This is a genomic window from Methanosarcina thermophila TM-1 (genome assembly GCF_000969885.1).
GTDB lineage: Archaea > Halobacteriota > Methanosarcinia > Methanosarcinales > Methanosarcinaceae > Methanosarcina > Methanosarcina thermophila.
The window spans coordinates 1,424,366-1,440,650 of record NZ_CP009501.1; the positions used below are offsets into that span (position 1 = coordinate 1,424,366).

Annotated in this window: 12 protein-coding genes; 6 read left to right on the forward strand and 6 right to left on the reverse strand. The window is 34.1% G+C overall.

Annotation, left to right across the window (positions count from 1 at the left end; translation table 11 throughout):
• Positions 1-25: 25 nt before the first annotated feature.
• Entirely contained in the window at positions 26-1,372 is a 1,347-nt protein-coding gene (locus MSTHT_RS06160) for a TIGR04279 domain-containing protein (RefSeq protein WP_082086784.1), read from the forward strand.
• 768 nt (positions 1,373-2,140) lie between these two features.
• On the opposite strand, the gene MSTHT_RS06165 is transcribed toward MSTHT_RS06160, so the two are convergent.
• Positions 2,141-2,869, reverse strand: a complete 729-nt coding sequence (locus MSTHT_RS06165; protein WP_048167025.1) for a glucose-6-phosphate isomerase family protein — start codon at positions 2,867-2,869, stop codon at positions 2,141-2,143.
• A 279-nt stretch (positions 2,870-3,148) separates the two neighbouring features.
• Between MSTHT_RS06165 and rfbC the strand changes: the two genes are divergently transcribed.
• From rfbC to MSTHT_RS06190, 5 genes are all read left to right on the forward strand, one after another.
• Positions 3,149-3,700, forward strand: a complete 552-nt coding sequence (gene rfbC, locus MSTHT_RS06170; RefSeq protein WP_048167026.1) for a dTDP-4-dehydrorhamnose 3,5-epimerase — start codon at positions 3,149-3,151, stop codon at positions 3,698-3,700.
• Positions 3,701-3,785: 85 nt separating this feature from the next.
• Entirely contained in the window at positions 3,786-4,742 is a 957-nt protein-coding gene (gene rfbB, locus MSTHT_RS06175) for a dTDP-glucose 4,6-dehydratase (RefSeq protein ID WP_048167027.1), read from the forward strand.
• Positions 4,715-5,524, forward strand: a complete 810-nt coding sequence (rfbD, locus tag MSTHT_RS06180; protein ID WP_048167028.1) for a dTDP-4-dehydrorhamnose reductase — start codon at positions 4,715-4,717, stop codon at positions 5,522-5,524. The genes rfbB and rfbD overlap by 28 nt, the downstream gene beginning before the upstream one ends.
• A complete protein-coding gene (locus tag MSTHT_RS06185; RefSeq protein ID WP_048167029.1) occupies positions 5,521-6,279 on the forward strand; it encodes a sugar phosphate nucleotidyltransferase in 759 nt (252 codons plus the stop codon). The genes rfbD and MSTHT_RS06185 overlap by 4 nt, the downstream gene beginning before the upstream one ends.
• Positions 6,280-7,267: 988 nt before the next feature.
• Positions 7,268-8,776, forward strand: a complete 1,509-nt coding sequence (locus tag MSTHT_RS06190) for a lipopolysaccharide biosynthesis protein (protein WP_048167030.1) — start codon at positions 7,268-7,270, stop codon at positions 8,774-8,776.
• A gap of 525 nt (positions 8,777-9,301) precedes the next feature.
• Here the strand turns inward: MSTHT_RS06190 and MSTHT_RS06195 are convergent.
• The 5 genes from MSTHT_RS06195 to MSTHT_RS06215 form a co-directional block, all read right to left on the reverse strand.
• Entirely contained in the window at positions 9,302-10,471 is a 1,170-nt protein-coding gene (locus tag MSTHT_RS06195) for a glycosyltransferase family 4 protein (protein ID WP_048167031.1), read from the reverse strand.
• A 58-nt stretch (positions 10,472-10,529) separates the two neighbouring features.
• Positions 10,530-12,458 (reverse strand): hypothetical protein, encoded by a 1,929-nt coding sequence (locus MSTHT_RS06200; protein ID WP_048167032.1) that lies wholly within the window; start codon positions 12,456-12,458, stop codon positions 10,530-10,532.
• Between the two features lie 143 nt (positions 12,459-12,601).
• Complete coding sequence (locus MSTHT_RS06205) at positions 12,602-13,780, reverse strand: glycosyltransferase (protein WP_048167033.1); 1,179 nt, start codon at positions 13,778-13,780, stop codon at positions 12,602-12,604.
• Between the two features lie 152 nt (positions 13,781-13,932).
• The gene (locus MSTHT_RS06210; protein ID WP_048167034.1) at positions 13,933-15,042 is read right to left on the reverse strand and encodes a DUF354 domain-containing protein; all 1,110 of its coding nucleotides are present in this window, start codon (positions 15,040-15,042) and stop codon (positions 13,933-13,935) included.
• Between the two features lie 134 nt (positions 15,043-15,176).
• Complete coding sequence (locus tag MSTHT_RS06215) at positions 15,177-16,226, reverse strand: glycosyltransferase family 2 protein (RefSeq protein ID WP_048167035.1); 1,050 nt, start codon at positions 16,224-16,226, stop codon at positions 15,177-15,179.
• Between the last annotated feature and the right edge of the window lie 59 nt (positions 16,227-16,285).

Sequence of the window (16,285 nt, forward strand, 5' to 3'; positions counted from 1 at the left end):
AATGTTTATATAAGGGGTGTGATGATTGAATAAGAAAACAGGAATGAGTGAAATAAATTGTAGAAAATGGATATTGAGCCTGGTGGTTTTGATCTGCATTTTCTCACTTATTTCCGTGTCAACAGCATTTTCGGAAAAAGAATCCGGAATTGTAAGTATTGAGAAGAAAGGAGAAAGCGTCGTTTTAGCAGACCACAGTGAGAGCCCTACTGAAGGCGGCTGGATTACGCTTAGCGGAGGAAAAGAAATCCAGCTCCCACAGCCTCTTAATTTTACTTATTATGGAGTAAAGAAGCTGGATGGAGAGGGAGCAAAAATTAAAATAAAACAGTCAAATCCAAAATTAAAGAAAGGAAACAATACTGAACTGACATTTACGTATCCATATTCCACACATCCTTTTTACACTGAAGACCAGAGCGTAATAATGAGCTTTAACGGCTCTTCAGATTTCAAGAAGCAGGATGTGGAGATTTACCTTATTAAGGGATTTAATGTACGTTCCACTGGAGAGATCCTTATTGATCTTGCGGATAATAAAACAATGAGCCTGGAAGAAGCTTTTAACAAAGGCACGAATTTCTCTACCCCAATAAGTGCAACCCTAGATAAAAACGGAGACCTAGCTGAGCCCCTTACTTTTGATTCCCTTGAGCCAGGGTGCTACGGCATCCTCATAACGCTTGCTGATGATAAGAACAAAAAGGACAAATTTGAGAAAGGAGAGAAATACAAGAAAGGAGAAAAAACTGAGAAGGAAAAAAAATCCAAGATGAAAAAAGTGATCCTCTCCGCAACCTGCTTTGAAGTTCTTGACTACGAACTAGAAATGGATGCAGCAGACACACTTGAAAAAGGTGAAGATCTTGAGGTTAACCTGAGCCTCAAAGGTGCGCCTGTCGATGGGAACTTCACATACGGTGCTGCACTTATAAAGAAAGAAGCTTATAGAGCTGATATAAACCTCAGCACCAATGGAACAAGAGCCGGGACCGATGTTTTCATTAACGAAATCGGCATTGCCAGGGATCTGGGTATCAACTCCACAAACTATGAGTCCAAACTCAATAGAGATGAGCTCTCAAATAATATCCAGACCCTGATTGGGGAAGGCAACGGCACAATAAGCATAGGCGAGGAAAACCAGAGTACCCTTTCCCTGATGACCTACGATCTCCTGCCTGGAGACTACCTGCTATTTACAGGCGCTTATGAACCGGGCAAAGGCATTGTTAGCATTGATCAAAAAGAACTGACCATATTTGCAGCAGGAACTTCCCAGACAGAGCCTGACCAGGATTCTGAAAAAGAGCTGAACTCAAAACCTGACAGTAGTTCAGGTCTCTGGAAAAATTTACAAGACCGATTTTGATCAGCAGTAAATAATAGCATAAAAGAGTTAAAGACTTGAGAAGAAGGGTTTGTTTACATAACTGCCTTCTCTTCGGTCTTCTTTTTTATTTCTTCATTTTATTATCCGATTTTCCACTGACAGTTATTTTTCTATCAATACTTTTGCCCAGACTGCTTTGCAAAAAAATTATTATTGAGAAGGAGAACTGGAAATAGAAAACCGTTATTGAAAGGAGCAATTAATTAAAGTTCTGGTGTTCGGAAAAATTATTTTGAAGTTGGCGGTTTTCTTGTAAGTGCTTGAATAAACCCGAGATTGCATGAAGTAAAATTCCGGTAAAGGTCATCCCCATTCCCAGAATACTTAGCAGGACCATCAGAACCGTCGGTCCGAAGGGAAGTCTTCCACCAAGGTAATAATTCTGTAACAAATAGAAGCCTGTGTATAACCCACCTGAACAGAAAACAAAACCTGGTAGCACAAACCAGTATAGAGGATTAAACTCCATTTTTTTTAAGTTATTAAGTCGAACAGCCAGACTACTTTTCAAACTATTTTTTGTTGAATTGCCCGTATTATAAAACTGGAATATATATTTAAACGTAAACTAACCTCCATACAGTTAGTTATACCCAAAGTATAAATAGATGGGCTAATCCTTGATAAGAAAATTTCAAAATATAAAAACGTTTCTAAAAATGTGAACAAACTTATATAAATTAGAAAAGGAAGGAACTATAGAATTTTTTATTCTAAAGGGTTAAAAGCCATAGAGCTTACTCCCAGTCAGCAGTAGGCGGTTTCAAACATACAGGTCAAAGATTCTGGCTCTTTGAGGAACCTGAGAGCCTGCAAATTTTCTACCAGCTCATACATGTCTTCTCCTTTCGAAAGCCCGAGCAGTTCAGCTCCTTTTGGTTCAAGCCTCCTGATTTCCGGCACAAAACAATAATTTGGATTCCTGACAAACCCTTCCTCAAGCAGAAAATAAGCCCCTCCTCCAAACTGCCGGACAGGCTCGTAGAGCGAGGAAAAATCCCTACTGACCCAGTTTGCCATTTTTAAAACTTTTTCCGACCTGTTAATCGTGATATGTCCGTAATCAGGAGGGATAAAAACAATATCTCCTTTTTGAGCTTCAACAGCGATTACATCTGCAATTTTTAAGCCCCCTCCTGCCTTCTGGAGAATATATACTGCAGACCCTTCCAGCACCTGATAAATCTCTGAATAAGAGATGTCCGCCTTCGGGATCTTTGGATGATAGTGTCCTGCAGTCTTGATGTACTCCTTCCCAAGCTTTGCTGGCGGAATGACAGTAATATCATAGCGCAGTCCGAACTCCTGCATAAGTTCAAGCTCCTCTTTACTTCGGGCAAGCTCCCTGTACATATAATATAGCTCGAAATTCTCAGCCGTCTTAAGCCATTGCTTGTCTGCAATGACTTCTCTCATGTCATAAAGAGTTCTTACATCTGGAACACGGGTGGTTTCCCCAAAAATTAATGGTTTCACATTTCTCACTCAGTTTAGCAGGTTCTAGATGAGTATATAAGATCTCTACCAAACTATTTAAAAATATTTGAGAATTATATGTGATTTAGAACTACAATTTCTTTTTTGAGATTATAAAATAAGAAATATAATTAAACCCGTTCTGGGGAAAAATAAGATTAATAAGATATAAACACAAACCAAATACTTTAAATAATTACAAAATGTAATTCAATAAAAAATTAATATAATCAAAGAGTCACGACAATCGGCCTGAGAATTAATGAAGAGGCAAACGAGATGAATCTGATAAAAACCAAAATAGAAGATCTCGTGATAATAGAACCAAAGATATTCACAGACGACCGCGGCTATTTTTTTGAGAGTTACAATAAGAAAAAGCTGGAGGTGTTAACGGGAAAACAGTATAACTTCGTTCAGGACAATGAATCCAAATCTTCGTATGGAGTTATCCGGGGACTTCACTACCAGTTAGCCCCTTACAGCCAGGCAAAACTTGTGAGAGTTCTCAAAGGAAAAGTTTATGACGTTGCCGTAGACCTGAGAAAAAATTCACCTACTTTTGGAGAATGGGTAGGGGTAGAACTTTCCGCAGAGAACAAAAGACAATTTTTAATCCCAAAAGGCTTTGCTCACGGTTTTTCCGTCCTAAGCGAAACTGCAGTTTTTACGTACAAATGTGATGAATACTATCACCCTGAAGCTGAAGCTGGCATAATTTACAATGATTCTTCCTTAAGAATTGACTGGAAAGTCCCTGAGAAAGACATAAAACTTTCAGAGAAAGACAAACTCCTGCCAGAATTTGGAAATGCTAAAATGAATTTTTAATATTTAAAGTTTTCAACTAAGTTCTATAACCAACCATAGGATAAAAACAGATATAATAAATGCACGTGACAAAAAGGTGACTAAATTGAAACTGTTGGTTACTGGCGGCTGCGGATTCATAGGCAGTAATTTTATCCGTTACATGCTGGAAAAATATCCGGATTATCAAATTATAAATCTTGATAAACTGACATATGCAGGAAACCCAGCCAACCTAAAAGATGTTGAAAATAACCCAAATTATTCTTTTGTCAAAGGTGATATCTGCGACCCTCTTATAGTCAATGAAGTAATGAAAGAAGCAGATCAGGTTGTCCATTTCGCAGCTGAAAGCCATGTTGACCGCTCAATAGAGGACGGCTCAGTTTTTGTCAGAACAAATGTGCTTGGGACAAATACCCTCCTCCAGAGCGCCCTTGCAAATAACATAAAAAAGTTCATTCATATTTCAACTGATGAAGTGTATGGAAGCATAGCAGAGGGTTCCTATACCGAAACCGATAATCTGAATCCTTCAAGCCCCTATTCTTCAAGCAAAGCAGGCTCAGATCTTCTTGCAATGTCCTACTATACAACCTATGGTCTGCCCGTTTGCATAACCCGATGCACAAACAACTTTGGGCCCTATCAGTATCCTGAAAAATTAATTCCTTTTTTCATTAGTAGATTAATGGATGGGAAAAAAGTCCCTGTTTACGGAACAGGCATGAACATTAGGGACTGGATCTATGTCGAAGATCACTGTTCTGCAGTCGACTTTGTCCTCCACAACGGCAGCAGCGGAGAAATCTACAACATAAGAGGTGGAAACGAACTTACAAACCTCGAAATTACTTACCGCCTTCTTAAAATGCTTGATAAAGACGAATCCTCAATCGAGTATGTTGAAGACCGGAAAGGTCACGATTTTAGATATTCGCTCGACGGCAGCAAACTGGAGAAAATGGGTTGGAAACCCAGATATGATTTTGATGCAGCTCTGGAACAGACGGTCAAATGGTATGTAGAAAATCGATGGTGGTGGGAACCATTAAAACACTAATTCTTGGTGCCGGCGGGATGCTTGGCTCAGATCTTTGCAAAGCTTTTCCTGAAGCAGTTAAGTTTACTCACAAAGATCTCGATATCACAAGCCGGAAGCAGGTTCTGGAAGCTATCAGGGAAATCAATCCGGATGTTGTGATCAATGCTGCCGCCTACACTGATGTAGACGGCTGCGAGGATAACCAGGAACTGGCGTATGAAGTAAATGGAGATGGACCCGGAAATATTGCAGAAGCCTGTTCTATTGTCGGAGCTAAACTGGTTCATTTCAGTACTGACTATGTTTTTGACGGATCTAAGAAGGAGTATACAGAATCCGCCACTCCAAACCCGATTAATGTCTATGGATATTCAAAACTTCTTGGTGAAAAGAAAATAACTGAAAATGTGGACGATTTCAGGATTATTAGAATTTCCTGGCTTTTTGGCACCCATGGCAAAAATTTCGTTGATACCATGCTGAAGCTATCCAGAGAAATGGATACTGTAAAAGTAGTCAATGACCAGTTCGGCAAACCTACCTACACAGTAGACCTTGCTGCAAAAGTAAAAGAGATAATTGGACTCGAACCAGGGATTTACCATATTACAAACGATGGGATCTGTTCCTGGTACGAATTTGCCTCTTCGATTATTGATAACGTAATTCCCTGTACAAGTGAAGAATTCCCGAGAAAAGCAAAAAGACCGAAGTACTCAGTTCTTGCAAATACTAAAACTGAACCCATGAGGCACTGGAAAGAAGCACTTAAAGACTATCTAAAGGAGAGAAGCGCATGAAAGGCGTAATACTTGCAGGCGGCACAGGCAGCAGACTGTATCCTCTAACCAAGGTTACAAACAAGCACCTTTTGCCAGTTTATAACAAACCAATGATTTACTACCCGCTTGAGACCCTGATAAATGCCGGAATAAAAGACATAATGATAGTTTCAGGTAGAGGGCACGCAGGACATTTTCTTGAACTATTGGGATCCGGGGTAGATTTTGGAGTGCATTTTACATATGAAATCCAAGAACAAGCTGGAGGGATTGCCCAGGCACTCTATCTAGCAAAAGATTTTGTTGATGGAGACAACGTAACTGTTATTTTAGGTGACAATATCTTCCAGGACAATGTCAAAGATGATGTAAAAAATTTCAAAACTGGTGCTAAAATTTTCCTGAAAGAAGTGCCTGACGCTCACAGGTTTGGAGTTGCAGAACTAAAGGGTAAGAAAGTAATAGGCATCGAAGAAAAACCAAAAGTGCCAAAAACCAACTTTGCAGTTACAGGGCTCTATATTTATGACTCTGAAGTTTTTGACGTGATCAGGACATTAAAGCCTTCTGGAAGAGGAGAACTTGAGATAACAGATGTAAATAATTACTATGTAAATAAGGGAGCTATGGAATACACAGTGCTTGAAGGATTCTGGAGTGATGCAGGAACTTTTGAGAGTTTGTTAAGGGCTGGAATGTTAGTAAGGCAAAGCATGCAAAGAGATCTCTTAAAGGAATATACTGAGATATTAGATTCTGTCCAAGAATATTAACTGTGTGGATGAAATGTTATCAAAGTAGAACTTAGATTCGTAAGTTGAACTGAGAATACTTTCCTACAAGGATGTGGTAAATATGAACGATTGCAATTGTTCTCGGTACAAGGCCTGAGATTATAAAAATGAGCCCTATTATGAGAGAATGTGAAGAATAGGCATCAATTATATTATATTCTCCACACAGGCCAGCATTACAGTTACGAAATGGACAAAGTCTCTTTTGAACAATTAATTTAAAGAATGGATTCAGAAAAACTGTCACACAGAATAAAAAATAGGAATATTGTAGATATAAGAAACATCATTGACAAAAGTTTATGGAAGAAATCAAGATATGAAATAAAAATTATTGAGATAGAGAAAAATTAAAATAGTTCTTGTAGAGGCCTTGCTCCAAAATCTGATAATTTTTGAGCGTTTATCATCTAAACATTGGATTAAAGAAAATCTAGGTCTTTAATCAAAAGTCTTTCTGATTACCTTGGAAAGAAAAAAGATGGTTAAGCCGGAAAGTTCGCTAATTAGGAATTCATATAAAAGGAATTACAAGTGTAGTGAGGAAAGCAATAGTAACAAAATATTATCTAATTGTGTAAAAGTAGCACTTAAGTTATATTCTCTGAAATATGGTCACGTTCAAATAGAAAAATCTGTGTATACAGATAGCTAAAAACTTTCAACCGAAATTTGGACAAAAAAATATATTTAAGCACCAAATTAAAAGCTAAGCTGCAAATTTGACTCATTGGTCAAGATCAGTATTGAAAAACATAGAAAGTATAAATTATTAAGAGTTGTAAAAGATTAGCAAACTTCTTAATTTATATATTCCATGCAAGAAATAAATTTTTAAAGATAGAAATTTTTCGAAATTGTTATCGATATTATTAATACCTGGATAATTAAGAGATAAGTATGACACTAAGAGTTCTAAAAGTTCTAAAAAGATCCAACTCTAAAAAGTTTCTTTAAGGTACTAGCTATGGACGAAGTAATAGAAAAGAAAAAAAGACTGTCCAAAGATGTAAAGATAACAGGTTTTATATCTGATGTACTGACACTCGTCGGAGGAACAGCCTTTGCTCAAATTCTTACTATTCTGTCTGCCCCTGTCTTAACCCGCCTGTATAAACCTGAAGATTTCGGGATTTGGGCTTTATATATCTCTATCACCAGCATTATAAGTATTATTGCATGCATGAGGTATGAATATTCTATAATGCTGCCTGAATCGAATGAAGAAGCTGTAAACCTATTAGGGCTGAGTTTTCTAGCGGCATTGATTATAAGTGGTTTAACCATTCCATTCATATGGTATTTTAAAGAATCTATAGTTAACATCTTGAATTCTCCGCAGATCGGAAGTTATCTCTGGCTTGTACCTCCATTTATTTTTGTAAATGGGTTATTTCTTGCCCTGAATAATTGGAATTCAAGAACAAAACTTTTCAAAAGGCTTTCCATCTCAAGGATTTGCAGTTCAGTTTCGACTTTAGCAGCGCAGATTGGTATGGGACTCACAGTAAACACACCAAGCGCAGGAGGCTTGATTGGTGGCAGTATTGCTGGTCAGTATGTGGCAACATTTGTGCTTGGATGTCAGATATGGAGGGATGACAAAAAGCTTATCAAAAAAAGCATTCGATGGGAAAAGATATGTGAAGGGTTTAAGAGATATCGTAGCTTTCCACTTATAGATAGTTGGTCTGCTCTCATGAATATAATTTCTTGGCAACTCCCAACCTTCCTCCTTGCAGCTTTCTTCACTCCTGCAGTAGTCGGCTTCTATTCCCTTGGGTTTCGCCTTTTACAACTACCAATGAGTTTCATTGGCAGTTCAATCTCACAAGTATTTTTCCAAAGGGCTTCAAAGGCTAAATCTGAAGGTACCCTCGATTATCTTGTGGAAAGCGTCTTTAGACTTCTTGTAATCATAGGAATGTTTCCTATGTTAATTATAACAATTATTGGAAGTGATATTTTTACTTTAATTTTCGGGAATGATTGGACAGAAGCGGGTGTTTACGCTCAAATCCTAAGTTTATGGGCCTTCATATGGTTAATTTCATCCCCTTTAAGTACTATATATATAGTAATGGAAAAACAACAATTCGGTTTTCAGTATAGTTTTTTTAACTTAATTACACGCATACTATCTCTTTATATTGGTGGACTTCTTGGAAATGCTCGCTTAGCATTAATACTATTCTCCATATCAGGAATTCTTGTATATAGCTATCTATGCCTAAAAATGTTGTTTTACTCAGGAATAGAAAATTCAAAAGTGATAAAAATATTATATTCTAACTTTTGTTTATTCATTCCAGTGGGAATTATCCTTATAGCCCTGAAAATCGCTCAAGTGAATCATATTATAATAGTTCTATGTTCTTGCGTAGCTATTATTATATATTATATATATATAATGAATACAGATATGCAATTAAAGCAAATTATAAGCCAATTTATACCCAACAGGATTATTAATTAGTTTGATTTAAAACCCGGCTTTGTAGAAATTCTATTATCGATTTATAAAAAAGATGTAAAATTAAGTGCTTCTTCCACTTTCCTCCACAAAACATAGGAGTACATAAATGAGTTAACGCAAAATAAGCATCAATGACAATCATATTAAGTTTATTGTAGTTAGTTGAAGACTGCTCAGTCTACTAAAGTGAATCTTTATTTCCTGTAAATTTTCAAAAAAGAACTATAATCAACACTAACATTTGTCTTGCTCAACTAGAGAAATATATTGGAACAGGTTATGGTGGCGTTATTGAGATAGCTGATCTTATGAACAAGAATGTTCCGCCGTCTATTATAAGCTTAAGACATGTCTTCAACCATATCTTAAAAGCATATTTATAATTAAGTTCACCCTAAACCCCTTAAACCCTCTTCTATTCTCAAACCAGTAAGTTTTGGAATTATTCCTTGATAAGGAATTAATTAACTCTTCGAATACAAGGCTCATAAATGTAATTTCAACTAGGGATAAGTTTACCATAATTTAAACAGTTTTTTGATATATTGACAGTTCTTTTTTGATTCTTTTTTCCCAGCTTCTTTTTTCTATAATTGTTTTTCTTGCATTTCTGCCCATTTTAAGTCTTAAATCAGGTTTATTATATAATAACACCAGCGATTCTACAAAATCATCAATGTTTCCAGAATCTATTAAAATTCCATTTTCCATATTTTCAATCAGATTCGACATATTTCCATTATTATCAAATACAATAACCGGTTTTTCACAAGCCATAGCCTCTTGAATCGCACGTCCATTGTTACTATTCATTGAAGTCCCAATAACCACGGAACTATTGTTTATACAATTAATAAGTTCATCTCCTGAAAGTTCGTTCAGAAATTGGACGTTATTTTCAATACCTTCTTTCCTAGCAAGTTCTATTAACTCTTCTGACTGGCTTGCACTTAGATATAATAGAGAAACACTATAGTCGTTTATTCTGTTCAAGAATTTTTTAAATATATTCATAGCAATGTCAGGTCTTTTTATTGGGATTGGCCTATGTGGGAATAAAACATTAAAAGAATTAGAGGAAATTGAATTTTCAGCAGGTTTAAAGAGATCAGTATCAATTCCATGATATACTATATCCCAAGGAATATTTTTTTTATTTAAAATTGATTGGAGCTCACATATTTGACTCCCATCATTCAATATGAAGTATTTATTAGGAGGAAATAAAGGAATTAATTTATTTCCGAAATAATATGATATTCCAAACCTCTCATCTTTTTTACCAGGCCACCCGTGAGCCATTACAAAAATCTTCACGTGCTTATCATATGCTCTTATATGAGGAATAAAATACGAAGCTAATATAGGGGAATGAAAATGTATTATATTAATATTATTATCTTTAATAATTTGCAAAACCGTTTTAATTACATAGAATGAGTAGAACATATTTTGTATAATTGGAACTCCAAAGTCACAAAACTTTGGTATCTTTTGCCTTATTACTTGGATTGGAAAAGTTTTATCAAATGCCTCACAACCTTCAATATATGGAGCAAAAATGATCTGTTTTTGTAAGAAAGGATCAATTTTTCTTGACAATTCAGAAATATGTGTTACTGAACCCCCAATTTTTGGAGGAAATTCCCATACTATTCTTAAAACGGAGAAACTTTTGTGATTTTTATCTGACAATGACACTACCATCCTAGTAAGAATAAAGTTAGAAGATTTCGTAGACAAACATGAATAACTATGTGTAAAATATAGATATATATGTACTACTATAAATTTTATTTTTCTTACTTAGTTCTAAATTCAATTTTTTCCATTCTGAAAGATCATCTTTTGTTAAATAAAATCTAGAACTTGGATCTAAATTCAGACCTCTTTCACTGAAAGCTTCGTTGTTTAATATAAAATAACCATTAGAGTTTACAATATCTATAGATCTAATTGTTTGTGCATTATAAAAAGGAAAACCAAGTTTATCTGAATCATTGAACTCTTTTTGACAAAAATATCTTTTTATATAATAATCAGAATATAAACTAGAGTTGTTGGGAACATATTTTAGTACATAACTTAGACCATCTAACTCTTCAGATGTAAAATACTTTCTGTCCGTATTTGAACTTACTTCAGGATTATTGTAAGCTAAGGGAGGAATGATAAAAATCATTAAAAGAATAACAATTAATAAGCTACTATATAAAGATTTAACTTGTTTGGTTTTCAAAAAATTATAAAAGAAGAAAACACCTGATGCCATTGAAAAAGCTACAAAAGGGCTAGTCAATAGCATAAATCTGTTAAACTGTAACAAAGTCATTGCTTGCCACAGAGTTTGCAAAGGATTAGGCAAATACAGTGGAAGAAAAAGCAAAGCAGCTAAGGCAAAGACTGATGAATAATTATTAGAATATCTCCAGAGGGTAACCCCAATCCCAATCAAGACAAAAAATGTTAGAACTAAAACATCAGTATTACTATATAGAAATATCCATTCGTTTCCAGACACGACTGATCTTTCCATTTGAATTGAATCGCTTATGAACGAATCAAATGTAGTCGTCAATACCATATTAGTAAACGAATAAGCCAGATAAATCCAATATCCTAGGAAGATTACTACAAATAAAAGTACATATGTGGAACTCCAGTATTTTTCTTTGAGATTAGTAAAATGCCATATAAATTTTTCAGATAATAATAATATTAAAATTACAAAAAGTATTTGCGGACTTGATACTTGATGAACAAGCACTATGAATGTAGTAAGTAATATACCAATATACTTGAAAGCAATTTTATTTTTAGTTCCACTTTTATTTTTTGAAATAATATATAACAACATGACGAATCCAATAAATGCTACAGTTCTCGTTATTACATACATTCCGTAGTAAACTACAACACTTAAATTAGAATACAAAATAACTGTAAGTAAAGACAATTTTACGTTTTCAATAGTGCCCAAAAAAAAGAGATAAACAAAAAAAACAGATAAGGCAAATATTGGAGCGCTTATTAAAAAATAAGAGGTCTTTATATCCAAACCCAATAGATAAGAAGTCTGAGATATCAAAATATGAAATAAAGGAAAATTTGCATAACCGATACTTAATTCTTCGGGAATTATATGACCAGAAATATATGTGACTTGTGACATGAAAATGTGAGCCAATATATCTGTTCCACCAAAATATAAAGGATATTTAAAAGTGACACTATAAATCAAATTAAGCATGCAAAGAATAATTTGAAGCAAAATGAATCTGGAATTAAAGCCAGTAGAAAAAATTTGAAGCAAAATTGTGAGGTAAAGTAATGAAATTAAGGATAGATATAACCAGGTTCGAGTTGAAGAAATAAAAACGACAGTTAAACTTGAAAAGTAAACGATAAAAAATAGATATGCTAATTGTTTTTGAGTTAAACCAAGAGAAACATTAATATTTTCAAATTTATTTTTATTTTTATAAATATTACATAATATTATTGCCGACGCAATGGAGGGAACCGCAATGATCAAACCTCTAATAGCAAGATCGAGTCTACCAATTATACCCGCAATAAGGAAACCAATTAAGATAACAGTTGCTAAGAGAAATGGTAAACTAAGAGCGAGCTTGCTAGGAATATTTCCTACCTGTAAACGTTTAAACTGATTTGTTTTCATGTTAACCTTATAATATATTGATGCATTGAACTATCTATTCTTATCTGAAATTTCATAGGACACTCAATCAAATTGGTAGCTAGGTTTTTTTGCTTGATTGATCTGGAATAAAACTCATAGTTAGAATTTTCAAGTAATATAATTCAGTTTTGTAACAGATGACAATAAATTTGCTGAATTTCCTCTGCTATATTTTTCCATTTATATTTCTCTGCATAATTTACTATTTTTTTTCCATCCCATTTTTTATCCAAAGCAGTTTTAATTTTCTCAGCAAGCTTATGAGAGTTCCCAGCATCAGTAAGCAATCCATGATCGTTAGATTTAATGATCTCTGGAACACCACCTACATTGGTTCCTATAAATGGTTTACCACAACCTAAACACTCGAACATAACTGTAGGGTTTCCTTCATTTAAACTGGGAAGAACAAACAAGTCACAAGCATTAATCCAAATAGGAATCTCGCTATGTGGTCTTCTTCCAACAAGCTTGATAAATTTGCTTAACCCGTTGTTATTAATTTGCCTTTGAAGTGTGTTTCTTAACTTACCTTCACCTATTATGATACAAAGAACATCTTTTCTAAATTTTACAATTTCTTTCATCGCTTCAATAAGATATTTATGACCTTTAACTTCAGATAAATTCCCGACATTTAAAATTATCTTATTATTAAGAGGTAAATTAAGTTTACGCTTACATTGAAGTTGATTCATAGGATAAAACAGATCATCTTTATAACCATTAGGTAAAATTTTAACAGGTGTATTAACATTTAATTTGTTAATACAATCTAAATTATTTTTGCTGACTGTAATTATATAATCTGCAGAGTTGAGAACATATTGAATTTTTTGTTGCCAATCCATATCTTTAAATGGCAATTTATAAATATCAAATCCGTGTGCGGTAATAACCAGTGGTACATTATATTTTTCCCTTAGTTTTGCACCGACATATCCACATGGCCATGTGAAATGGGAATGAATTAAATCGAATTCAATATTGTTTTCTTCAATAACTTTCTCTACTGATTTTAAATGTTTATTTCCAAGAGCCTTATATTGAGAATCAAAAGGCATATAAAATATAGGAGTTAAAAAAACATTAATATTTGGAGGTTTATTAGTTAGATCGATCTTATTCTTAGAATTGTGTTGAATCAGGGCGGGAAGTGAAATATATCTAGAAATCTCAGCTATTGGATTGTATTTAACAAAGACTGAGATATTATTAAAGTGATTTGCCAATAAATCAATAGGATCTTTTTGGAAATTGGTATATGTTTCACATATTAGGAGTAGATTATTTTTTCCCATGTACTATATCATTCCTCATATTTAGTCGTTGACTATATGCTAGATTCATTTTGGAATCTTACTCTGAAGCATTAAAATTTTATGTGAGTTCTCTCCATCATACCAATAATTCTACTGATATCATTAAATTGTAATTTAGAGATAACAAAAAATTAAATTGACTTTTGGGATAAACATTTATTGAAACTTTGAGGAAATTCCTCAATAAACCACTCCATAAACAAACTTGAATCAATTTTATCATTTAGCAAAATTTCTTTTTTATGTTCCCATTCTTTTTTCAGATTTGGTCTATTAATTAGTTCTTTCGCTTTTGCGATTGCTAACTCTGGATCATCATAAGTATAAATTAGATCATACTTACTTGATAACTCAACGAAAATTCCTAAATCATTAGCTCCTGCATTAGTGCTAAATCTAACTGCAGGGGTACCTAAGACAGCTGCCTCAATAACCATCGTTCCTGTGTCCGCCACAACTAAGTCAGCATAATATAAAGCATCATGAATTCTATGTTTAGGTATATTTATTGAAAACTCTTTTAAGTCCTGAGGAAGCTTTGATTCAGAGGAGATAAAAACTTTAGCATGCTTAGATAATATATCAACGAGTTTTCTCTTTTCATCTACAGAAAAACCCGTCACGCCTCCTAGATCGTGAACAGAATCAAAAGCATTAAAACGAAGCACAATGAACCTTTCATCTTCAGTTAACCCTAATAGATCATAAATAGAACTGTCCGGTACGAAATGATTTGGATGGAGGTAAGCAAGTTCTTTATAAGAGTTTATCATAATGTGCTTTGGTCCCAAAGACTTTTTTGGAGAGTTTGGGGTTACTACAGAAGCTGGGGATATGATTGCACTCATAAAAGGCTTGCATAATAAAAATTGACTTTTTACATAAATGGATTCATTAAGTGGCATTGAGTCAGTAAATAGGATAGATTTTGAGTTTAATAACAAAGCAGTATATACACATTCAATACCTGCACCAACCAATAGATCCGGTTTGTATTTTTTTAAAAAATTATATGATTTTAACACATTATAAGGAAGGGTATAAATTTTACGATATATACTACAGTTTGACACATCCGTATAAATAAAATAATTGAATTTAAAATATTTTAAAAGAGGGATAGTATCTCCATATTCTCTTGCCAAAATTAACACTTTATGGCCTTTTGACTCAAGGCCTTTAATAATATTTTTAAAGAAATGCGCTTGAGCAGGCGTATTTATAAAGAAAGCTATTATCATATTATCCGCCTTTAAATTATAATTTATTGAATAAACGAACTCAACCCAAAACTTGATTTGACTTCAGATAGCTACCAACATTAATCTCTGAATAGACTCTACATAAAAATATATCACAATCCTAACCTTTTGTATTAGACTATTCTTCTTATTACTTTCATATTCAATGCATAAAAAGAATTGAAAATAATATCAGTCGTTCTTTTCATTATATGATTTTCAATTATCTGCTCAAAAGGAATACTCCAATCTAACAGTCCGAAGAACTCTTTGTCAGAGATTATTTTTTTAGAAAGAGTTTCTTCTCTTTTTATTAAAATAGTTCTAATATGCTTTATTATCCATAAATAAGCCATTAATTTACTTTTTATGTATTTGGGACCATTTAAAATAGCATGACCCATTGTTACAATTTCAGTTATTGCAAGTGCAGGCGTTAACAATATCAATGTTTTCGTATTAAGATTTTTCAGCAAAATTAGGTAACGGTTTCTTTCAAGGTAGAACTCTTTAAAGGGAGCTATTGACAAGCTGAATTTGTGATATATTACAGACTTTGGGACGTACATTATTTTACCTCCAGCAAAACGTATTCTCCAGGAAAGATCTGTATCCTCCAGATAAAGGAAAAAATCAGGATCAAATCCATTTATCTTCTTTAGCATATCACTTCTTATTGCGAATGAACAACCAGAGACTGCACCTACTGCCTGGAAGTTGCTGAATTCGTCAGCAGACTTATTAAGTCCTCTACAAAAGGTAAGTCCTGTAAGGTGGCTTGTGTTTGCACATGTATTAATTTTGTCTTTCTGGTAATATATTAGAACCTTTGAAGTGGTAGCTGCAATTGTAGGGTCATTTTTGAGGGGTTTTATAAGTTCAGCAAGCCATTCTGGATCTGCAACAGTATCTGGATTCACAACTACAATATATTCACCTTCTGCAACCTCAAAGCCTGCGTTATTACCTGCAGGGTATCCAAGGTTTTTTCCTGTCTGAACTACTTTTATCATGGGATAGTTGGTTCTTATGAATTCTTCACTGCCGTCCATAGATGCATTGTCCACTACAATAATCTCAAAATCTTGATATGTTTGAGACATTAAAGAAGGGATGCATTCTTCCAAGTCTTCCCTGTTGTTGTATGAAAGAATGACTATGCTTACAGATTTCTTTCGAGGCATTAAGATCGAACCTTCTCAAGAGTTGGTTTAGTTCTTAGATAGACTTTAGAAGAAATATT